The following is a 23,446-nucleotide window of genomic DNA, read 5'->3' on the forward strand; positions in this document are numbered from 1 at the left end:
AGTTCAAATACAGATCGCAAGTCACAAGAACATACGAATGAAACGAGCAACCAGGACACGGCTTCGCTGCCGCAGCGGCCTAATAGCGGGGCGAGATCCTATCCCACGGTCAGTATCTTTGGCCTGCCATTCTCGAAGATGGACATGCAGGAGACCGTAAACTATCTGAGCGATGTGATCCACCTTAGAGTGCCTACACAGGTGATTACCGGCAATCCGATCATGGTTATGGCAGGCCTGGAGGATCCGGATTATTACCGCGTGATGGAAGAGGCGGAGTTAATTGTCCCGGACGGGGCGGGCGTAGTATGGGCTTCCGGATATGTCGGCCAGCCGGTGAAGGAGCGTGTGGCAGGCTTTGATCTGATGCACCGGCTTCTGGAGACAGGCGAGAAGCATCGCTGGTCTGTTTTTTTGCTGGGGACGACGCAGGAGACGATAGAAGAGTCTGCAGAACGGTTAAAGCAATTATATCCGCTTATCCGGTTTGTGGGCGCAAGGAATGGCTTCTTCGGGCCAGGTGAGGATGCCGAGGTCATTGAAGAAATCCGGAGAGCGAATCCGGATATGCTCTTCGTAGCCCGGGCTCTGAATAACCAAGAGCCATGGATAGGACGCTACAAGCATGAGCTTGGCGTTCCAGTCATGATGGGTGTCGGAGGCAGCTTCGATATAATTGCAGGCAAGCTGAAGCGCGCCCCGGTGCTGTTCCAGAAGCTGCGGCTGGAGTGGTTCTATCGTCTGCTGCAGCAGCCAAGCAGGTACAAAAGGATGCTTGTATTGCCGAAATTTATGCTCAAAGTCGTCCGAGAGAAAGAAAACGTAACAAAACGCCGCCCAACTCCGTGAATATTTCATGAAAACCGTGAAAATCGCCTTAAAACGGAGTTGGAGATTATTTTTCGATCGGAGTATAATTCTATCCGGTAGAAAAAAAGGGGAGTTGTCGAGATGCCAGAGGGCGTTTATTATGTCACAGGTTTTGTCATTGCACTAATTATTGCGTTAGTCATGACCCCGTTAGTCAAGAAGTTAGCATTTAAAGTAGGGGCCATTGATAAGCCTAACGCGCGCAAAGTCCATACCCGGATTATGCCAAGACTTGGCGGGCTGGCAATTTATGCGGCCTTTGTGGCGGCGTTCCTGCTTCTCTATCCATTCCTGCCGGATGGTTTATTGAACCGCTATGACATGAACCTCATCAAGGGTATGCTGATCGGCGGCACGATCATTGTCCTGCTTGGCGGACTAGATGACCGGTTCGAGCTGTCAGCGAAGGTGAAGCTGCTGGGGCAGATTGCCGCAGCATGTGTTGTCGTATTCGGTTTTGACGTGAAAATTAATCTCTTGAACATACCTTTCGGTGCCTCGATGCAGCCGATTGCTGAATGGATTGCTATTCCGCTTACGATCTTCTGGATAGTCGGTGTGACGAACGCCATTAATCTGATTGACGGCCTGGATGGCCTTGCAGCCGGTGTATCGGCCATTGCGATCGGTACCATTCTTGTAATGGCTGTCCTGATGGGTTTTGAGCCGGTTATTCTGCTGAGCACTTTGCTGCTTGGCGGTATCCTGGGCTTCCTGGTGTTTAATTTCCATCCAGCCAAGATTTTCATGGGGGATTCAGGTTCATTATTCCTAGGCTTCAGTCTCGCTACCCTGTCGATGCTTGGCTTCAAGCAGGTTACAATCGTGTCCTTCGTGACGCCGCTTCTTATTATCGGCGTACCGCTGTCGGACACCTTCTTTGCAATCGTTCGCCGTATGGTTCAGCGCAAGCCGATCTTTGCGCCCGACAAGGGCCATCTGCATCACTGTCTGCGGGAGCTCGGCTACAGCCATCGCAAGACGGTCCTTATCATCTATGGTATTGCTGCTTTCTTTGGTGCGTGCGCCATTGTCCAGGCGGCTGTCGTGCAGTCTCCGGCAGCCAACTGGGTGACCTTTGCCGTAATTGCTATCCTGCTGTTCGTGATGCAGATTGGCGCCGAGCTGATTGGACTCGTGGATAAGTCCAGACGGCCAGTGCTGAATATGCTGCAGCGGCTTCGCTTGAAGACCGAGACCGATTCGAATACGAAATAAGCCTGAACGGCACTCTACAAAAGGTAAAAGACTCCATTCCCTCTGGAAATGGAGTCTTTTTTATGTCAAAAAACTGCCGCAAACCTAAAGTTTGCCGAACAGATGGCCGATATTAACGGTACGAACAGAAAAACCGTAAGACAATCGGAGGAGGCTAAACGTGTTTAAGAAATTCAGTATCATGTTAGTAATCGTCGCAATGGCCCTCCAAATGGTGCCATATACAGGTACCTCGGAGGTATCAGCTTCTACAGGTAATTTCTCGTTTAACGGGATTAGCACGAATCAGAGTTCACCTACAATTGTAACGGAAGAGAGGGTTACCTTAACAGGTTCAATCAGCAATGTGGATCCAAATTCAATTACTTATGATGTTATTCAGTTGATCAATGGAGAGAAGGCTGCTTCCAGAGAGAACTTGACAAGCAATGTTTATGTGAATGGTTTTAATATACAAGTCTTTAACGTTCAGTTGTTCCCTGGTATAAACCAGATCACATTTAAGGGGAATCAGGGCGGAGGACAAGTTAGCAGTTCATTTTACATTGACTTTAGAAATGGCCCGGTTTTTTCCGATCTAGTAGCTAGTTTGTATGGAAACAATTTTCCGTTGAACGAAACAGGCACAACAGTTGTTCACTCGACCCAAACCAATGGGCTGAATCAGGCGGACATCAGCATTACAGGTAAAGCGATGAATGCGCAGCAGGTTACCGTTATTGTTAACGGCAGCAGCAAAACATATTCGGTTAATACTTCTAACGGATATACATTTGCAGCTTCGCCAATCACCCTCAGACAGGGTAAAAACCTAGTGACCATACGGGTATTCAATTCAACACAAACTGTTGAAACAACACGTGAGATAGCGTTCTACAACGGCAATGTAACCTTCTTCGATGTAAATATTAGCGAGGATGGTACGACTAATTCTGAGGCGCTCGAATACAGTCCAACGCTTTTGGTAACTGATATTAGTAAGGTAAAGGTTACGGGTAAAGTTATTGTTCCGAGCGGCCGACGCGACACGAACAATGACAACGTTCTTGATCCTGTGCCGTTCCCTACGATAACGGATGGGATTGATATTAGGTACGATCTTTCACCTAAACCGGGCACTACTCATACGTACGCAGGGACTTTCAAGTCTTCAAACTTGCCCACTGGTAACCCTCAGGCGACAGATACATTCTTTGTGTATGAATTCACTAAAAGTCTTGGAGCAGCGGATATCACTGAACCCTTGACTTACAACAAGTTGTATTCTCTGAGTCTTCAAGCACCGAACGAAGCTAAGATGGCCCTGTTTGAAGGGGTAAGTGGTCTTTCTTTTACATTGAAGGCTGCGAACGCACCGTATATCCATCAGATTAATTATCTCCAAGGGTATAAAGCAGGCGGAACATTTAATGGTCTGAGTGCAGCTCCGTTAAATGGTTCAAACCAATTTGGCATGCCGATTGCTATCGAAGTGTTGGTAGGAAATCCTGGCGATACTAGTGGCACCAACAGGCCGACGGTCAGTGTTGATGAGATTACAAATATAAGTGGTTTAACAAGAAGAAGTACTGACACAACTAAAACTTATGAAATAATATTGGAAGATGGTGCCTCTGGTCTTGTGAGCAGAACGATTAATGGCACACCGCGAACTTTTTACAGAGCAATCCTTATAGCGAAGAAGTTGCCATTTGAAGGAACACAAACCCTTAACTTTAGTCTGAATGGAACAATTGGTGCTGGAACTGCTACGACCACCCTTCTGTTCGGCCCCTTCGTTGCCTTCAATAAAGTATTTGATTTGATGAATCTGTCTGTCGATACAACAGTAGTTGAGGGAACAAGAATGACAACAATTATGACCCAATTGGACTCATTCGCGGGACGTCTGGAGAACGTTAATGATATTAGCGAAATCCGCTATGTCGCAGAAAATGGAAAGGCTCAAACGGTTTTCCTGTACATTAACAATACTCTCGTACCATTAGTACAGGGGAAAATGGTTCAAGGCCAGCCAACGGCTGAGAATACAACAAAACAAGATTTCTTAGTTCCTGCTGCAGCACAGAAAACGGCTTTCGATGCCTTATTCAATGGAGAAAATGAAATTCGCTTTGTCTTCCAAGGTGCCAAGAGTTCGTATGAGAAAAAACTCAAGTTATATTTAGTTCCTAACAACTTGCCTGAAATACCGGCAAAGGATACTATGGGGGTATTTCCCTATAGTCCAAATTTGACTGATCCTACACCAAATGATCCGGAGTTTCCGCAGAGTGGAAGTATATATACTACAAAGCGGGAGACGATGAACCTTTTTGGTACGTTTGATTTTATTGATCTAGGCACTGGGAAATCGAGTGTTGAAGGAAAATTGAATGGTATGGATACTGCTTCCAAAGAGAAGTATATCCTGGAGATTGTCAGTACCAGCAAGGGCGGGAATTTCAAATGGGATCTGACTAAACGTCTTGAAGTATTCCATAGTACCGATACAACGGTCCCGCCGTTTGTCCTAAATGTGAGCAATGATGTTCCAGGTTTAAGAGTTCGTTATGATATGAAAGACCAAACGTTCTCCTTCATTCTGCCTGACCAAAAGTTGAATGCAGACGGCAGTTCTAGCGTGTATAACATCTATGTGTATAACTCAGGCAAAACAGGCCCGCGTGCAAGTTATCGTATTGAGGTTGACCCGATCGCGCTGCCTTACGAACTGGTACGTCCGCTCGCAGGCAAGCGAATCGTCAATAAGAACTTTGTTGAAGTTATCATAAGCGCAAGCGGTGCAGAATCTGTTGAAGTGAACAAGCTTAAGGCTGAACAAGTTAACAATCTGGATATTGACGGAGACACAGTGCCCGACTATCCAAAAGCATTCCGTGTTACGGTGGATAAGCTGAAGGTCGGCACGAATAAGATTTCATTCACCATTACCAGCGGTACAGATAAGGTAACGGATTCATTTGAAGTCGTATATGCACCTACGAGCATACCTGGTGCACAATTCCTGGAACCAATGAAAAATTCGCATAAAGTATTTGACGGTGCGGTTAACCTGACATTCGCCAAAGGTACCACATTGGTTCGCCGTGATTATAATGTACCCCAAGAGTTCAAGAACCAGGTATATACGAATCACAAGATTTTATTTGGTATTGCAAACGGAGAAGACGGTGTCGTTGACCGTCATGAGTTTGAGACGCTTCCTGCGAACTTCGACGCCATTCAGCAAGGCTTTGGCACGCGGTTCCGGGTATCGTATCCGACACGCTTTACGAAGGCTTCTAACGTATACTGGATTGATGCAGGTCTGGCTGATGATATCAGCGGACTGTCCCGTGGTACGTATGACCCTCTGACTTACGGGGTAGACCCTTATCAGTTCCCTGGTGCTACAGGTCCTAAAGGTACGAAAATTCCAACGTACGACGATCGTCCGGATGAGCGTGAGCTTGTTACATCCAAGACGGGCAAGCTGACGCTGAGTTTCGATCCTAAGATGCGGGAAGGCATCAATACCTTGATTACTGTCTTCCGTTATGATGTGAAGAACAAGGTATGGGAGAACATGGGTGGGGTCGTTGATTCGAAGAAGAACACCATTACCGTTCCGTTTGATCAATTTGGTTATTATGTAGTGGGCAAAATGGTGTACTCGTTCTCTGACATCACCAGCCATCCATATGCCCGTAACTATATGGAGGCCATGTACTCGAAGGGTGTCATGAATTCCGCAGGCTTTGACGAATTCGGCGGGAATATGTACATCACACGGGGTGAGTTTGCCCGTATGGTTGTTAAGGCGCTTGAACTGCCGCTCGACTATGAGCTCAGCAAGCCGCACTTTGATGACGTGCCGGGTATTATTAACCCCGATGCGCTGTGGGACTTCCGCTATGTTGAAACAGCCGCTCGTAAAGGCATTATTCGTGGTACGCAGCCGCGTACCTTTGAACCAAGCAATACACTTACAAGGGCGGAGGGTGCTGTCATTATTGCACGTGCTCTTCAGATGAAGCTCGAGACTGATCCGAAGAAGATTGATGCGGCACTCTCTAAAGCCTTCAAGGACCATGCGTCTGTTAGTTATTATGCAAAATCATCTGTAGCGGCTATTGCGAAGAAGGGCTATATTCAGGGCTCTCCTGTGGATGCCAAGGATCCGAAGAAGGGCTATGTATTTGAGCCAAACTCGAATCTCCTGCGTTCTGATGCGGCAATTATCGTCTCTAAGATGATGAAGGATCTTAAGAAGCTCCCTGCGATCAACTAACAGGAAGCAGCAGCAGACGGCCGGATAAGCGGTGTGACCGCTTGTCCGGCTGTTTTTGTGCCAGAGAGTGAGGTCTGCAATTCCTCCTTTTATTCGACGGTAAACGTCCTCAACTATGGAAAATGTTTTGCATCGACGAAGGCTGTATGTACGAGCTATACTAATCTACGTGATCGGGAAACGAGCTCCTTGAGAAGCTTCGGAGAGTCGGCCGAGCGCATGAAGAAAAAAAGTTTAAAAACTTTTTTCTCCGGCTCGCAACTTTTTCGAGAAACATGCGTTTAATTACATGTGACTCGAAACGAGAAGCGGGAAGGAAGCATGAAAGAGCGTTATCGCAACTTTCTCTTTACGGTAGAAATTACCCATTGTATAATGTTATAGTGTTATACGGGCTCTACCAATATTTTCTTCTTGCGTTTACGAGTTTCTGCGACATGTTCTTACAAAGGGTTAAACATGGACGCAGACATCAATTATATTATCGCGCTCTACTCTGGGAAGGGGGTGAATCGGCCGATGAGGGAAACGAGCCATCAATTATCTTTACAAAACTCTCAACAACCGAAGCATTTTAGAGGAGGAGAAAAAAAGGTTATGAAGAAAAGTTTATCCTTGCTCGTTGCAATCGCTATGGTATTCTCCGTTTTTGCTTCCATGGCATCCGCAGCTGAGCTGACTGCGCAACAAAAGTTTGATGCATTGAAAGAACAAGGTATCTTCGAGGGTTACCCGGACGGTACTGCTGGTCTTAACAAAGAAATGACTCGTGCAGAATTCTCCAAAGTTCTGGCACTGGTTAACGGCCTGCCTCAAGAGGCTTCCGCAGCTAACTACACTGACGTTGCTAAGAGCCACTGGGCAATCGGCTTTATCGGTGCAGTAACAAAAGCTAACCTGATGGAAGGTGTTGGCCTGAACAAGTTCAATCCGAACGGTAAAGTAACGATTGAACAAATGGCTAAAACAGTTGTTCTGTCCGCTGGTCTGGAAGAGTCCAGCGCAGCAGTTCAAGGTACTGTAAGCGCATGGGCTAAAGGTTATGTTGCAGCAGCTGTAGAAGCTGGCATCATCCCTGCACAATCCAACTACAAAGCTAACGCTACTCGCCAACTGCTTGTAGAAGCTTCTTACGTAGTAGTTAACGGTGCAGTATCCGTTCAATCCGCAGTTGTGGTTGACGACAAGAACATCGAAGTAACTTTCACTGATGGTACTGTTGTTAAGAAAACCCTCGACACTGCTCTTGTTGCTGGTCAAGCAACTAAGGTAACTGTTGAGCACAACGGTCAATCTTATGAAGTAACAGTAACACTGGGCGCTCTGTCCATCTCCAAAGCTGCTCAAACTGATGCTGGCGAAATTACTGTAAGCTTCAACCGCGCTCTGAGCGCTAACGAGCAAGCAGGTCTGACTTACGAAGTTAAAGCAGGTCTGATTCCTTACAATGTTTCCCACAAATGGGCAGAAGACAACAAGTCCGTTGTACTTTCTACAAACTATCTGCCAGCTAACGAATATGTTGTAACAGTTAAAGGTTTTGATCCGGTTACAGTTAAAGTTGAAGAAGCAAAAGCAGCTAAGATTGAAATCGGTGCAACATCCCTGCAAAAAGCAGGTACACAAGACCTGAAGATTGATGTTCTGAACCAATTCGGCAAGAAAATGAACGTAACTCCACAAGTTACTGTAGTTCATGCAAACACTGGTGCTACACTGACAACTACTCAAACTAACAACAAAACTGAAATCAACCTGGCTAGCGAAGAAGCTAAGAACCCAGCTGTTGCTAACCGTGCAGTTAAGGTTGATGACCTTGTGCAAGTAACTGCTGTATACCCTTCTGCTGGTCTCACTGCTTCCAAGCAGTACAAAGTAGTAGCAGGCAGCGCAGCAACTTCCATCAAGTTGGGCAATGTAGCTCCACTGGAAGGTAAGACACGTATTTCCGCTAACGAATCTGGTCTGGTTCTTCCTTACGAGATGGTAGATCAGTACGGTGCGAAAATCCTGTTTAGTGCAACTACTTCTAGCGTATCTGTAGCAGATGCTACTTATTTCGAAAAAGACGGCATCAACTTCTACCTGAGCGAAGCTGGTTTCATCAGTTCTTACTCTGTGGACAGCAACGGCGTCTTCAAGTTCAACACTGGTACTAAGACTGGTACACTTATGATTAATGCGATCAACCCAGCTACTAGTGCAAGTGCTAGCCTTGCTTTAAACGTTCAAGGTTCTGCAACAGTTAAGTCTCTTCAACTGAGTGCTCCAGCTACTCAAGTAGTTGCTGGTGAAATCGTGAAGATTCCTTTCGTAGCAGTTGATCAATTCGATCAGCAACTGGCAGGTAAAGACTTTGCTGTAATTAGCGCTACTGCAAGTGATGCAGTCAAGAAGGGTAAAGTAGCATTTACCTCTAATGTAAGCTTTGAAGCTGGCTACCCACGTATCAACGGAAAAGGAGAACTTGAGTTCAAGTTCACTGGCGTAGCTGCTAATACTACTGCGCACATTTATGCTAATCTTGACGGAGCTCAAGTTGGTCAGCTTCAACTGACTGTTCAACCAGCGTCTGAGGCAGTAAGAGTTGTAGAAGCGAACGTTGCTAAGTACTTTACAGTAGGTGGAGAGTCCAAGCTCGACACTGACACAATTAAGTATCTTGACAACTACGGTCGTACTAAGTCTGTAACTAAAGACACGTACAACGTAGTAGTAACAGACCCAACAGTTGTTCAATACAACAACGGTAAATTGGTAGCTCTTAAAGAAGGTAAAACTAAAGTAACGATTACACTCGTTGCTATTGAAGGCTTCAAAGTAAGAGCGAATGCAAACCAAGCTTTTGAGTTTGAAGTAACAGTACTGAAGAATAGCGACGTTACTAACTACGCTATTAAGACGGTTGACACTGTATACGGTGGTAAGGACGCAAAAGCTACTCACAGTGTAACTGTTGAATTGGTTGGTAAGTACAGCGGTCAAGACGTTGCAATCAACCAGGCTTCTGCTTTCGCACTCGTAACAAGTCAAGATCAAAATGTTCTTCGTTCCGAAGGCAAAGTGATTTGGGGTGTTAAAGCTGGTACTTCCACAGTATCAGCAATTGGTTCCAATGGTGCAACACTTGCAACAGCTACTGTAACAGTTTCTGAAGCAGCTCCTGTAGCAACTACAGTAACTTTCAAGAAGTCCGAGTACACTGTTACCAACGGTACTTCTCTGAACCTTGCTGAAGAAATTGAAGTGAAAGACCAGTATGGTAAAGCAATTACTGTTGATGGTCTTCTGGCTTCCAGCGATAAGGCTGTAACAGTTAGCGGCAAAACTGTAACAGGTGCTGAAAGAGGTCAAGCAACAGTAACGTTCATTACGAACAATAATGTATCTGGCAGCACAGTAGTAGTTGTAGAGTAAACGCTCTGCGATCAACAGACAGGAGATTCTCTCCTGTCTGTTTTTCTATTTATACATATTAATCCTAGTGTGGCTGCTTTGTGCGTGAAATATTCTTAATGGACGAAACAAAATTGGATATTTCTTCGTCTAATAGAGTATTAAGATCCAGGAGGAGTCTACGTGAAACAGAAGCTTATCAAGAATGGTATAATCTCGGCTACTGCGATAGCCTTACTGCTGCAACCAGGCTACATGAGCACCGGTTTTTCTTACAATTCTACTCAAGGAGTGGTGTCAGCTGCCGCAGCTGTAAGTAAATCTGTACGACTTAATGCGAACAGCACCCTGCAGATTCGTGATGCAAGGCTGCTTATGCAGGATAAGGGGCTTGTTCTCTCTTATACCGTAACCATTACCAACAACGGTTCGCGAGACTTGAATCTCATTGATTATTGGACCCGGCTTAAAGGGAAGGGCGGTAAATCCATTACAGCTACTGTGTCCGAAGCGGACAAGGAGCGGAAACTGGTTCCCGCTAAATCCTCAGTAAGTATGACGTATTTTGCGACGGTTGATAACACAACAAAGCTAAAGGATTTGTCCTTTGAAGTTGTAAAGTGGGATTTCTCCGCGCCTAATTATGAACGAAGACTAGGAACGATTAAGTTTCCTTCTGATACATCTATTAAGACCGCTGCTTATAAACCAGGTATCATGCTGATGAGCAATACCAAGGTGAAGGGTGCGCTCAAGCAGTATTACGTTACTCAAGATCAGAATTCATTGTATGTTACATTAAGCTTCTTGCTTGAGAATATTGGATATAGCAGTGTTAATCTTGCTAATGTCGGGTTTGCGCTGCAGTCGGACAATTATTCCGTGTACGATGTGAATTCAGCATCGATAGCACAGTCTACGCTTCAGCCAAAAGAACGCAAAATCGTTACGCTAACGGCTAAGGTGCCTAAAGCGCTTAGCGGCAAGTCGGTTACACTTGTTCCTTATACCAAGGATGAGGCGAACAAAGCGAAGATACCGCATGGTGCTTTTGCCATTCCGGCTTTTAAGGCAGCTGCTGCTACTGCTGTGAACAAATCCCGTACCATCTATATGGAAGGCCAGCGTGTCAAAACAGCAGCAGAGAATGCTGTACTCAATGAGAATGACGGTAAAACGGATCTTTCCATGGAATATGTTCTTGAGAATATCGGAGCAGAAGCAGTTAAGTTGCCGGCGCTGGAATTCTCGCTCAGAACGAAGAACAATGTTTCCTACCCGCTGACATACAATAAGGAAGAACAGGTCACCCTGCTTCCAAATATTAAGAAGGCTATTGCTCTGTCGGGTACAATACCTGCTGACGTTGATAAAGGCAGCGTAGAGTTGGTTGTCCGGACGGCTGCAGTAGAAGGACAGGAAAGCTATGTCCTGGGAATTTATAAGTTCGGAACTTCAACGCAGCAGGGGGCAGTAGGTACTTCTTTTACCTACAATAAGGATTACCAGATAACATTAAGCTCGGTAGAGCGCACGCCTCAAACGGATAATGATATTCTTGTGGCTGATCTTGCAATTAAGAATACAAGTTCCACTAGCAAGAGCACTCCAGCAGAGCTCAGCGGTTACTTCCTTATTAATGGGGTCAGAGTTACGGGTGACACAACTACAGCTGCTTTGGACCAGACGATTAACATTGCACCTGGCTCCACTTATCATATGGTTGTCTACACGAAAATTCCTTATACCACGTCGGTGGACAATATTTCTTTCGTTCTGACGGAAGCGCCCAAGGAAAAACCGGTCAAGAACTTGTTCCAGTTTACCGGGCAGAAGGTCAATGCGATTAAAACGATTATGCCTGAGCAGATATATGAGATTAATAGCGTTGGCAATAAGGCAAGTGTAAAGGTCAGAAATACGGCGATTTATGAGGGTACTAATGTTAACTATTTCTACACGGAGTTTGAAGTGGTTAATCTGGAAACACGCTCTGCCCAATTGGCCGCTCTCGGCGCCTTCCTGCAGGACAACCAAGGCCGTTATGTACCCCTGAAGATATCAGAGATCAAAGAGCGGGTTATGGCTAATGGCAAGGTGTTGGTATCCGTAACAGGACAGCTTGGCAAATCGTTCAATACTGCAAACTATAATCTGATTTTTGGCCAGGCGCTGAGTAAGTCTATAAATGCCGGAACAGGCGCGGGAACAGGTCAGGAAAATACGGTAACCGAGAGCATTTTGATTAATCCTGTCTCCTACCGCGTAATCAATCAGGTGCCTTCCATTAACTCAACGCTCAACGAGATTACATTCTCTGCTTACACCTTGGGGCTTAAGAATATGCGTGCTAACCTGAATGTGTCAGGAATGTATCAGGTTGATGGCGTCAAGCTGGAGTTTGATTATGATTTGGCGACAGATGAGCAGTTTGACTATGTAGCAGGTGAACATAAGATTATGATTGAGTTTGTGGACCAGGAGAAGGCGCAGGCAACGTACTCTAAGACATTCGACCTGCTCAAAGCATCAGGGGATAACCAGCCGTTCTTGAAAACAGGAACCGATATTCCTATGGAGATCGCCTTCAACGACCCGGAAATTCAGAACAAAGTCCGTGATTATAAGACCTACGTGATCAATGTGTACGATGTGGTCGAGAATGCCAAGGTGCTGATTGCCTCTAAGGAAATGAAATGGTTTGACCGAAATTAACAGCAGATTCTATGGATTCCCTTCTCGTAATCTAGTATGCTTGTCATAGACTACGGGAAAGGAGCTGCGGGAATTGCGAAACAAAGCAGCAAAAACAGCGGTGGCCGTTATCTTGATCGGTGCTGGTATGTGGGCAGGAACCCTACTATCCCCTGAGAAGGAGCTTCACGCCGATTCAGTGGTGGTTACACCGGGCTCTGTTGAAGATCCGGTTGTGACGAAGAGCTATGTCGATCAGAAAGTGGCTGCTGCAGCCGGTGGTAGCGCCGGAACCGGCGCACAGCAGCCTTCCAATACGTCCAGCAGTGCTATAGAGATCGTGTCCGTTAAGGCGGGTAAAATACTGATCGCAAAGGATGGAGCGGAAGTCGTCGTACGTGCTGGCAAAGCAGTTGCCTATAGTGAAGACTCCAACGGCATCGCCGATGTGACCGACGGCAAGGATATTACGAATGGCAAGCCGGTTCCGAACAACCACTTGATCCTGTTTCCAAGAGGCGGTCGCGGCATAATGGTGGCACCAGGGGTTGACTCCAACCTGACGGTAATGGTGCGCGGAGGCTATGAAATTAAATAATCATGTGTAATGAGACATTTTTCCCCTGGTGACAACATCTTATACGCTTGAGGCTCTGGACCGCTCCATATACTACAGGCATCAACCGCTAAGGAGGTGCCCGTAATGGGGCGAAACAGAAGCAATCTGAAGGTTGTACCCGAATGTAACCAGGCGCTGGATGTCATGAAGTATGAGATTGCCGCAGAGCTTGGTTTAACCAAGGGAGTGACTGGTGACCTTAGCAGCGAGTTTGCAGGCGAGCTTGGTTCGTCTCCAGCCTCTGTCTATGGTGAAGTCGATTGGCCGACAATCGCCACCCGTGATGCTGGTGCAGTTGGCGGAATGATTACAAGAAGGCTTGTTCAACAAGCCGAACAGGTGTTAAGAGGACTGTAATCACAGTGATTAATTGACATCAAGCGACATATCCGGTATCATACTGTCCTAGAAGAGTTGTCTAACAACCTTTTCCATCATGGAAAAGGTTCATTTTTTGTGTAGACGGTACGCCTTGTACTCATACTATTTATAGGAGGTCGATACGGGATGACGATGAAAGGTCGACACTTATTCACATCCGAGTCTGTTACGGAAGGACATCCGGACAAGATTTGTGACCAGATTTCGGATGCGGTATTAGATGCATTTTTGGAGGTTGACCCACATGCGCGGGTTGCGTGTGAAGTTTCGGTTGCAACAGGTCTGGTGCTCGTCATTGGCGAAATCAGCACACGGGCTGACTATGTCGATATTCCATCGATTGTTCGCCGTACAATTAGAGAAATCGGGTATACCCGTGCGAAATATGGCTTTGACGCAAGCACTTGCGCCGTATTGACTTCCCTGAACGAGCAGTCCGCTGATATCGCCCAAGGCGTTAACGCAGCGCTCGAATCACGCGAAGGCAAAGATGTGCAGCAGGAGAATGAAGATATCGGTGCAGGCGACCAAGGTCTGATGTTTGGTTTTGCTTCTAACGAAACACCAGAGCTGATGCCGCTGCCGATCGCGCTTGCGCACCGCATCTCCCGCCGTTTGGCAGAAGTGCGGAAGAATGGCACACTTGAGTATCTCCGTCCGGATGGCAAGACTCAGGTCACGATTGAATATATGGATGGGAAACCTGTCCGTGTCGACGCTATCGTTGTATCGACCCAGCACGCTGAAGAAATCTCACTCGAACAGATTCAGCGTGATATTCGTGAGCATGTTATTCGTCCGGTCGTTCCGGAAGAGTGGCTCGACAACGAGACCAAGTATTTCATCAATCCAACTGGCCGTTTCGTAATTGGCGGACCACAGGGTGATGCAGGTCTTACCGGCCGTAAAATCATCGTCGATACGTATGGCGGTTACGCTCGCCATGGCGGCGGTGCATTCTCCGGTAAGGATCCGACAAAGGTTGACCGCTCTGCTGCTTACGCTGCCCGTTATGTTGCCAAGAACATTGTGGCAGCTGGTCTGGCAGATAAGTGTGAGATCCAGCTGGCTTATGCAATTGGCGTTGCCAACCCGGTATCGATCAGTGTCGATACATACGGTACAGGCCGTGTAAGTGAAGAGAAGCTGGTTGATATCATCAGCAGCAACTTCGATCTCCGTCCTGCAGGCATCATCAAGATGCTCGACCTCCGTCGTCCAATCTATGGCAAGACAGCAGCTTACGGTCACTTCGGCCGTACGGACATTGATCTGCCATGGGAACGTGTAGACAAAGCGGACAAGCTGAAAGCAGATGCTGGTCTGTAAGTCTCAAGTTAGTCATGCTATAAGGTGTTATAAAAATAAAAGCCTGTATTCAGCTTTGGCTGAATGCAGGCTTTTTTTGCATCTAGATTTTAACATTGCCCAAAACCTAAAGTTCGTATTGGTTAAAACCGACAATAAAGATACAAGTGTAATTTTATGGGGAGTGATCCGGTTTGTTCTGGAAAGGGAAGAAGTTCATTCTAAGCCTAATGGCTGTTGTCATGATTCAAATGGGGGCTGCACCGTTAGGGCAAGTGCTGCCATCCGCGATAGCAGGATCTGATGGCCCGCTGCTGCTTGCTACATATCCGGCGAACAAGGCGGTTCATATTTCGCCAGGCAGCAATTTGACGCTGACATTTGATGAGAATGTGACCAAGGGAAGCGGAGCAGCCGCTATCACGCTCCGGAGCGTAGCGACCAATGAAATCGTTGAGTCCTACACGGTGGCGACGAATAGCAGGGTCTCCATTTCGCCTACTAATCCCAAGGTAGTGACGATCGATCCAGAGAGAGATATGCAGGTGAACGCCAGCTATTATGTCCTTGTGGACGAAGGGGCCTTCGTAAGTAGCTCGGGCAAAGGCTATGCCGGCATCCGCAATGCGACGGACTGGTCTTTCACTGTGGCTGCAAGCGATACAACACCGCCTGTCGTTACGGAGCAGTTTCCTGTATCAGGAACGGTGAACTATGCAGGTTCTTACGTGGAGCTGACATTTAATAAGCCGGTTGTTGCTTCGAACGGTACGGTTACGTTTACGGCAGCCGGTGATACACAGACGGTAGGCGTACTGTCTTCCAATGTACAGGGTGGAGGAACCAACAAGATCCGCATCACCCCGCTGACCCCGTTCAAATCGAATACGACCTATTCGGTATCCATTACTGCGGGCGCTTTTCAGGATATGGCAGGCAACAGCTTTGCTGCATACAGCGGCTGGTCGTTCACATCTTCTGCGCCGCCAATGCCTATGCCGGAACGGTTGCCGGCTGACAATGCCTATGCTGTTTCAACAAGCCCGCAGTTTACGATGACCTTTAATGCCAACATTGCCAAAGGGACTACAGGTTCTATCAAAATCAATAAGCTTAACACCAATGAGACGGTACGTACGATTCCACTGAGCAGTGTGACGGTCACAGGCAGCCAAGCATCCTTCTCTGCCTCGCTCGAAGGAAATACGGCGTATTACATATTGGTGGATACGGGAATGTTTGTCTATGAGGCTGCAAGAGAGGTAGCATTCCAGGGGATCTATGACGCCAGTACTTGGAACTTCTCTACAGGACTCAGCTCCGATACAAGACCGCCTCAGCTCGTTAGAGAGGGACTCAAGCCTCAGCCTAACGGAACAGTGGCTGTACTGGCGGGGGAACTGGAGCTGCTCTTCGACGAGCCAGTATTTCCAGCCAGCGGTTCGATTACGATCCGTAATACATCTAATCATACTACCTTCGCTACGATACCTGTTACATCCAGTCAGGTAACGGGCGGTGGCACGACGAAAGTTATTGTGAAATCGGGGAAGCAGTTCGTAGAGGGCACACAATACTATGTTCAGGTATCGAGCACAGCCTTCGTGGATGCCTCAGGTAATTATTACGCGGGTATTAACGACACGAATGCATGGAAATTCACGGCAAGCTCCGACAGCACGGTGCCTACGATCGTATCCCTGTCGCCTGTTGCAGGCACGAACAGCGTTCGGCTTGATTCGCAGTTCACAGCCACCTTCAGCAAGCCCATCATTATTGCCAATTCGGCGGGGGCAGTCATTAAGCGGACAACAACTGCTGCAAGCGGCAGCCAGACCAGTATAGCGACGACTCTCAGCATTAGCGCGGAAGATAACCGCAAACTGGTAATCACGCCTGCCCAAGGAGAAGCAGGACTGGCGGCAGCCGCATCTTATTATGTTGAGATAGCTGCAGATGCAATAACGGATATGTCCGGAAACCGCTTTGGCGGTATTCTGAATCCATATGAGTGGACGTTCCAAACCATCGGCTCAGACCGTACGGCACCATCGCTTACGGGTGCGCAGATGTCAGGCGGGTCCAAGATTGCCTTGATCTACAATGAGGAGCTGGCTAAGGGTGCTCACCCGTATCCCGGCAGCTATTACGTAACAGTCAATGGTGTCTCCAGAGCTATAACGGCCGTGTCCGTTGAAGGGCAGACCGTTATCGTAACGCTGGAAAGCGGTGTTGTCTTCGGACAGGCAGTGAAGATCTCCTACACGGTGCCGGAAGATTCCAAAGCCGTACAGGACCTGTCAGGCAACAAGGCGATAGCCTTTAATAATCAAGATGTCACGAATACATCGGATAACGTGCTGCCGCGTCCAACCAGCGGGACGATTGTCGGCAACACGCTGACCCTGACGTTCAACGAGAATCTCAACACGGTGTCTCCTTATGCAGGCAGCCAATTCTCAGTTAATATCGGAGGCTCGGCACGGTACGTCCAGCAGATCAGCGGATCTAATGCCACGCTGACGCTTACCCTAAGCAGTGCGGCGGGCAGCGGCGAGAGCGTTACGGTCAGCTACACGCCAGGCTCTTACCCGCTTAAGGATTTGAGCGGCAACAGGGTACAGGCATTCACAGGTTTCAGCGTTGTGAATAACCTGGATACACGTGCGCCGGTCATTACGAGCGCAGCGGTGAATGGATCAACCGTGACGCTGACTTATGATGAAGCGCTCAGCACATCCAGAGTTCCTGGTGTCAGCCAATTCACAGTGGTTGTTAACGGCACCAACCGGACTATCACGAATGTACGCATTGAAGGCAGGAACGTCCTGTTAACATTGGCTTCTGAAGTAACTGCGGGACAGAGTGTCCTTGTCAGCTATACAGGAGGCACACCAGCGGTCACGGACGCCTCCGGCAATGCTGCACTGCCATTCAGCGGTATGACCGCAGGCATCACTACAACGGGGACATACAGCGGTCTGTATGCGAACGGCAGCCAGATCTTGATTACCTATCCTCAGGCGCTTGATACGGCCTATACGCCGCTGTCGAGTCAGTTCTCGGTCAGGGTAGGCGGTCAGCTTCGGTCAGTGGCCTCCGTAATGGTATCAGGAGCCTCTGTATACCTGACGCTGCACTCGCCTGTTCTTGCAGGAGAGGCCGTAACAGTGAGTTATTCAAACTCGGGTATCGGGCTTCGTACGACCAGCGGGACAACGATACCGGGCTTCACAGATAATGCCGCTCTGAATCAGACAGCAGGGACTGGAACGGCCGTTACGCTGCCCGAAGGAGTAACTCAGACGACCGACGGCGCAATCCAGATGGACAAGACGGGTGCCATGGTTACATCGGATACGACCCCAACGGGAATGACAGTTAACCGCTATACGATGACAAACGAGAAGGTGTCCGCAGCATTCAGTGCAGCAAGGAGCTCAAGCGCTTCGAAAGGGCGGGTAGTCTTTACGGTACCGGAGACGGAGCGTGCGGCAGTCGTTGCCGTACCGCTGCGGGCTCTGGAAGAAGTGAAGAGTATGACAGCGGATGCTGCGTTCGTGGTGAAGTACAAAGACACCACCTATGAGGTGCCGGTATCGTCGATTGATTACACAGAGACAGCGAAGCTGCTCAATGCTGGGGGGACAGTCGGGTATCTGCTTCTGAAGATGGAGCCGACAACCTCCACCCAAACGGTGGACCTGATCTCGGCCATTAACCGGTCTCAGGCACAGTTAATGACAAGTCCGGTCATTTACCAGACCTTCGTGCACAATAATGGCCCGAATATTGAGCTGCCGGCTTTTAAAGACTATGTCACTCGCACAATCCGGACAGCGCAAGCCATTACACCGCGTCAGAGCGGCATGGTATGGCTGGATCCGCAGACAGGCGTCTTATCTTATGTGCCAACTAAGATGACACAGTCTGACGGCTACACGCTGATTACATTCAAGAGTAAAATCAGCAGCTCGTTCGCTGCCGTGAAGGGAACAACGACCTTCAGGGATATCGAGAAGCACTGGGGACGCAACGATGTGCTGCTGATGGTGAACAAGTTCGTAGCGGAGGGGAAAACAGCTTCAGCCTTCGATCCGGACAAAGCAATTACCAGGGGTGAATTCGCAGCTTATATCTCCAAAGGTCTTGGCCTTGCTGGAGATAAGGCGGCAGCTGCGAAATTCAAGGATGTTAATGCAGCGACCACGATGGCAGCATATATTGGAGCGGCTTCAAAGGCGGGTATTATCCAGGGCTACACGGATGGCACCTTCAAGCCGAATGCTCCGATTACAAGAGAGCAGATTGCAGCCATGCTGACCCGGGCAGCTAAAACCGCAGGCAAGGAGTTGAACCTCTCGGGTACAACATTGTCCGTGCTCTCCCGGTTTAAGGACCGGACGTCCATCTCTTCGTGGGCGCAGGTGGATATAGCGAAGGCTGTATCGAGTGAATTAATAAACGGAACCTCCTCCACTGTCTTTAGTCCAAAGTCCAACGCGACACGGGCACAGGCAGTCGTCATGATCAAGCGCCTGCTCGATTATGTGGAATTTATAGATGTTTAACGTAAGGGTAAAAATAATAGTGTATCGAGGCCCCAGGCTGCTATGCAAGCCAGGGGCTTCGGAATGTCAACAAGCGGAGCAGTGATAGAACCCCGTACATTGCCATATCAGAACTTGGAGGGAAAGAATGAATACAGCTGAGAAATTCAAACAAGCAGAAGCTTTACTTCGAGAACATGATGAGCAAGCCATTCAAGCGTACGAGGATTTACTGGAAGATCCGGTAGCAGCAGCTCTATCCAGCTATCGACTTGGCGAGATTTACAACCGCCGGAAAAACATCGCCGTGTCTCAGAAATATCATACGCAAGCATTTGAACTCCAGCCTCAGTTAGCTGCTCTTTTAGTTCCGGAAGATCACCCATCTCATAACTATGTATATACTCCAACAAATGAGCAGGTGGTTAATCAATGTACGTTGTGCGGAAATGAGCAAAATGAGCTGTACGCTTGTATCAATACGGTTACTGGTCTGGATTTCATACCCGGTTTTAATCCTGTGCGGGTTTGGAACCGTTGTCCGGACTGCCACCACCTATTTACCAGCAGTTATCCGATGAATCTCGATGAGCTTTTAACCAGTACTGCGTTCTCATTTAATCTCAATCCGAACAGCAGGCTGTTCCCGATGATCAGTCAGATTATGACTAGAATCAAGGAACAGACGCCTGGAAACAGGCTTCTGGAGGTTGGTGTAGGTGCAGGTGAGTTCTCAGCTGTTGCCAAGGAGTTTCTATTCGATGTCACGGGGATGGATATTCGTCCGGTTTACGCGAAAAGGGTATCTGAGATGTTAGGCGTTCCTATTCTAACGGAGAATTTCCTGCATTTCGAAGACAACCGCGGCTATGATGTCATTTGTATGGGTGATGTCATTGAGCATATGGCTGACCCAGTTACTGCGTTGAAGAAGGCGCACAGTCTGCTTAACGACCAAGGAGTATTGTGGCTCTCAACCCCAAACTTTGAGAGTGCTTTCTCCCTCATTCACAAAGACCAGGATCCTATGTGGCGGGTTGTAGAACATCTGAACTATTTCTCTTATGTGTCGCTTCGCAAGCTGCTAGAGAAAATCGGTTTTACGGTTCAACATTACAGTGTCTCATCCCACTACAACGGCTCCATGGAACTTACCTGCATCAAAAATGAATACTGAAATTACATGGATACGTGCCTGGAATCTTCCTAAATGATTCCCGGCGCTTTTTCTATTTGCAGCTTTTACTAAATGAGAGTCTTCTAATCTAGCGTAACTTTTCCTTCCTTCCAGGAGTCTATTACTAATAGACTTTTAGAATGGGAGCGATGTAACAGTTATGCATAGATTGGAGCATCACAGCAGCGGGAACGGACCACAGCGGCCAGCGAAGCGCAAGAAGGCGGCGAAGACACTGCTTGTACTAGCACTCGGGAGTGCGTTGCTGGTTCAGCCGGGCGCTTCGGGCATCTTGCCCGGAACAGGAGCTGCGCTGGGCGGCACCGCTGTGGCTGCTGTGGAGAGCGAGCAGTTAAAGCTACTGGCGGAAAATATCATCACATCCGGTGCGATACGCAAGGACTATAAGTGGACCTCTATACGCAGCGGTGAGACAGATACAGCAAATATTCACGTGATCGAGGTAGATCTTACGAATCCGTATGTCCAGCTGAATGCAATGAACGGGAACAGCAGCGGCCTTCCGGGCAAAGCTACGGTCATGAAGATGGCCAAGGAGACCGGAGCGGTGGCTGGCATTAATGCGGATTTCTTTGATACGGGAAGCTCGGAGGCTGTGCCTTTCGGTGCTCAGATTACGAGCGGGAAGATTGTGAAAAGTCCAAAGCGAATTGAAGGCATGTATATGTTTGCTGTAACAGCAGACAAGGTGCCGATGGTGGATCAATTTACATTTGAGGGCACGGTTACAGCTGCGAACGGAGCCGCTTTTCCGCTGACGGGTATTAATGAATCATCTTACCGAATGGCCCCTGACAATGCTTATAGTCATGCCAATGCCTTATATATCTATACGAGCAATTGGACGGCGGCTCAGCGTCCGAATACAGCACTTAGCGCCACTTCGCCAACGGAGGTGCTGGTTCAGAACGGGATCGTTACACAGATAGCAGAGAACGCATCGCTTGCGGCCAATGCCCCCGCGGATGGGTACATCCTCCGGGCACATGGAACGGCGGCCAAGTTTGTACGCGAGAATCTGACGGTTGGATCGCCTGTGCAGAGTGACTACCAGCTGAAGTCGATGACGACGGGCAAGAGCTATGCGGATTCAGCCTTTCAATTTATGGTGGGCGGGCATACTATTCTAGTTAACGAAGGAAAGGCAGCCTCCTATTCACGAAGTGTGAGCGGGATCAGTCCGAACTCGGACCGGGCCAGAACGGCAGCTGGATACTCCAGGGATGGGAAGAAGGTATACCTGATTACGGCCGAAGATTTTGGCAGCAGTAAGGGAATGACATTGTCGGAGCTCCAGTCTGTGATGGTGAAGCTGGGTGTCTGGAAGGGTGTCAATCTCGATGGCGGAGGATCCACAACGATGATCGACCGGCCGCTTGGAGAATTCAATATCAAGCTGTCGCATCCGACGGAAGATAACAGCGGGGGGACGTACCAGCGTCCGGTCGTGAATGGCATCGGGATTTATACGCTGGCGCCCAAGGGATCTGTCAAGGGAATCACGGCCAGCGGCAAACAGACGCTCTTCATCGGCGAGCAGGCAGCTTACAGCGTGAAAGCCTATGATACTTACTATAACCCGGTAGATCCGACCGGCATTTCGGCCTCCTGGAGTATTGACCAGACCGCAGTGGCGAAAGTGAATAACGGAACCGTCACGGGCATCAAGCCGGGTGAGGTGAACTTAACCGTTAAATCAGGATCAGGCTCGAGCAAGCTTCCAATTGAAGTGATAGGGGAAGCGAAGATTAACAAGATGACAATCAATGCTTCGTCGACTGTCCTTGCCCCTGGCTCTTCAATCCAGGTACCTGTAACGGCAGTACTGGCAAATGGTCAGGCCTACATCGTGCCGGCTGCATCGCTCAAGTGGGAGTTCATCGGTTTTACCGGTAGCGTGAAGGATGGCATCCTTACAGTCGATACGGTGAAGCCGGATACGAAGGCAGGCTACGTAATCGCCCGTTATGACGGCTATTCAGCCGTGCTGGTGATGTCGGCCGGAGGAACGACGGAGCAGACGCTCGATGATTTCGAGAAGGTCAGCTATGGCATTACAGGCAGCGCTACGCCTTCCGGTGTAAAGAGTTCGGTGCAGCTTGTGGCAGGCTACAGCGGCCGTGAGACTTCTAAAGTATTGAAGTTCAGCTATGACTTCCAAGGCAGCACGGAGAACAAGACTAAGGCGGCCTATGCGGTGCTGAACAGCAGCGGTGGCGGTATACCGATCTCTGGTTCGCCTAACGGCTTCAGCCTGGACGTATACGGAGATGCAGGGCGGAACTGGCTGCGTGCCACGCTCGTTGATGCAGGCGGCAAGGAGCATCTGGTCACCTTGGCCGATGCGATCAGCTGGACAGGCTGGAAGACCGTGAAGGCTGCTCTCCCGTCTTCGGGCATTGCATACCCGGTCAAGCTGAAGAATCTGTATGTTGTTACACTTGCCGAGGGACAGGATGAGCGGGAGCCGTCCGGGGAGCTGGCATTTGATAATATTAAGGTACAGTACCCGGCAGCAGCAGCTCCATCCACATCCAAAGTCGTTCTAAAGCTTGGCAGCAAGTCGGCGACTGTGAATGGCGAGAAAGCTAAGCTTGATGTGGCGCCTGTGGTCTTGAAAGGTGTGACCTATCTGCCACTCCGGTTTGTGGCAGACACAATGGGCGGACAAGTAGCCTGGGACCAGGCAGCCAAGCGCGCAACGGCAATCCGGGGCGAACGGCTGCTGGATATGTGGCTGGGCAAGAAGGCTTTTGTCATAAATGGTGTGCGTAATGAGGCGGATCAATCCCCGATCGTCCGGGATGGCCGCACTTTAGTCCCAGTTCGGCTGGTGTCGGAACAGCTTGGTATGAATGTAAAATGGGAAGGAACAACTAAAACAATAACGATCCAATGATCCCGGGCATCCCGTGCGTGTTTTATGGTATGATAATGGT

At 48.5% G+C, this 23,446-nt stretch carries 11 protein-coding genes; all 11 read left to right on the top strand.

What is annotated here, in order from left to right; translation table 11 throughout:
* Positions 1–138 precede the first annotated feature (138 nt).
* A complete protein-coding gene (locus tag DNH61_RS00725) occupies positions 139–849 on the top strand; it encodes a WecB/TagA/CpsF family glycosyltransferase (RefSeq protein ID WP_245947831.1) in 711 nt (236 codons plus the stop codon).
* A gap of 102 nt (positions 850–951) precedes the next feature.
* A complete protein-coding gene (locus DNH61_RS00730; protein ID WP_111144781.1) occupies positions 952–2,088 on the top strand; it encodes a glycosyltransferase family 4 protein in 1,137 nt (378 codons plus the stop codon).
* Between the two features lie 160 nt (positions 2,089–2,248).
* Positions 2,249–6,361: an S-layer homology domain-containing protein gene (locus DNH61_RS00735; RefSeq protein WP_111144782.1), complete on the top strand. Its 4,113-nt coding sequence runs from the start codon at positions 2,249–2,251 to the stop codon at positions 6,359–6,361.
* 519 nt (positions 6,362–6,880) lie between these two features.
* Positions 6,881–9,778 (top strand): S-layer homology domain-containing protein, encoded by a 2,898-nt coding sequence (locus tag DNH61_RS00740; RefSeq protein ID WP_181438526.1) that lies wholly within the window; start codon positions 6,881–6,883, stop codon positions 9,776–9,778.
* Positions 9,779–9,940: 162 nt separating this feature from the next.
* A complete protein-coding gene (locus DNH61_RS00745; protein ID WP_111144784.1) occupies positions 9,941–12,472 on the top strand; it encodes a hypothetical protein in 2,532 nt (843 codons plus the stop codon).
* 73 nt (positions 12,473–12,545) lie between these two features.
* Positions 12,546–13,049, top strand: coding sequence for a hypothetical protein (locus DNH61_RS00750; RefSeq protein WP_245947814.1), 504 nt, complete (start codon positions 12,546–12,548; stop codon positions 13,047–13,049).
* Between the two features lie 105 nt (positions 13,050–13,154).
* On the top strand, positions 13,155–13,427 hold the full coding sequence (locus tag DNH61_RS00755) for an alpha/beta-type small acid-soluble spore protein (RefSeq protein ID WP_111144785.1): 273 nt from the start codon (positions 13,155–13,157) through the stop codon (positions 13,425–13,427).
* A 150-nt stretch (positions 13,428–13,577) separates the two neighbouring features.
* Entirely contained in the window at positions 13,578–14,780 is a 1,203-nt protein-coding gene (metK, locus tag DNH61_RS00760) for a methionine adenosyltransferase (protein WP_111144786.1), read from the top strand.
* A gap of 173 nt (positions 14,781–14,953) precedes the next feature.
* Positions 14,954–19,330 carry an Ig-like domain-containing protein gene (locus DNH61_RS00765; protein ID WP_111144787.1) on the top strand — a complete coding sequence of 1,459 codons (4,377 nt, stop codon included), beginning with the start codon at positions 14,954–14,956 and terminating at the stop codon, positions 19,328–19,330.
* 127 nt (positions 19,331–19,457) lie between these two features.
* Positions 19,458–20,486, top strand: a complete 1,029-nt coding sequence (locus DNH61_RS00770) for a class I SAM-dependent methyltransferase (RefSeq protein ID WP_111144788.1) — start codon at positions 19,458–19,460, stop codon at positions 20,484–20,486.
* 160 nt (positions 20,487–20,646) lie between these two features.
* A complete protein-coding gene (locus tag DNH61_RS00775; RefSeq protein ID WP_111144789.1) occupies positions 20,647–23,406 on the top strand; it encodes a stalk domain-containing protein in 2,760 nt (919 codons plus the stop codon).
* Positions 23,407–23,446 lie beyond the last annotated feature (40 nt).

Origin of the sequence: Paenibacillus sambharensis (genome assembly GCF_003233845.1) — a bacterium.
GTDB lineage: Bacteria > Bacillota > Bacilli > Paenibacillales > Paenibacillaceae > Paenibacillus_I > Paenibacillus_I sambharensis.

Coding starts and splice junctions, on each gene's coding strand:
- DNH61_RS00725 (WP_245947831.1), top strand. CDS start 139: ATGGACATGCAGGAGACCGTAAACTATCTGAGCGATGTGATCCACCTT.
- DNH61_RS00730 (WP_111144781.1), top strand. CDS start 952: ATGCCAGAGGGCGTTTATTATGTCACAGGTTTTGTCATTGCACTAATT.
- DNH61_RS00740 (WP_181438526.1), top strand. CDS start 6,881: ATGAGGGAAACGAGCCATCAATTATCTTTACAAAACTCTCAACAACCG.
- DNH61_RS00755 (WP_111144785.1), top strand. CDS start 13,155: ATGGGGCGAAACAGAAGCAATCTGAAGGTTGTACCCGAATGTAACCAG.
- metK (WP_111144786.1), top strand. CDS start 13,578: ATGACGATGAAAGGTCGACACTTATTCACATCCGAGTCTGTTACGGAA.
- DNH61_RS00770 (WP_111144788.1), top strand. CDS start 19,458: ATGAATACAGCTGAGAAATTCAAACAAGCAGAAGCTTTACTTCGAGAA.
- DNH61_RS00775 (WP_111144789.1), top strand. CDS start 20,647: ATGCATAGATTGGAGCATCACAGCAGCGGGAACGGACCACAGCGGCCA.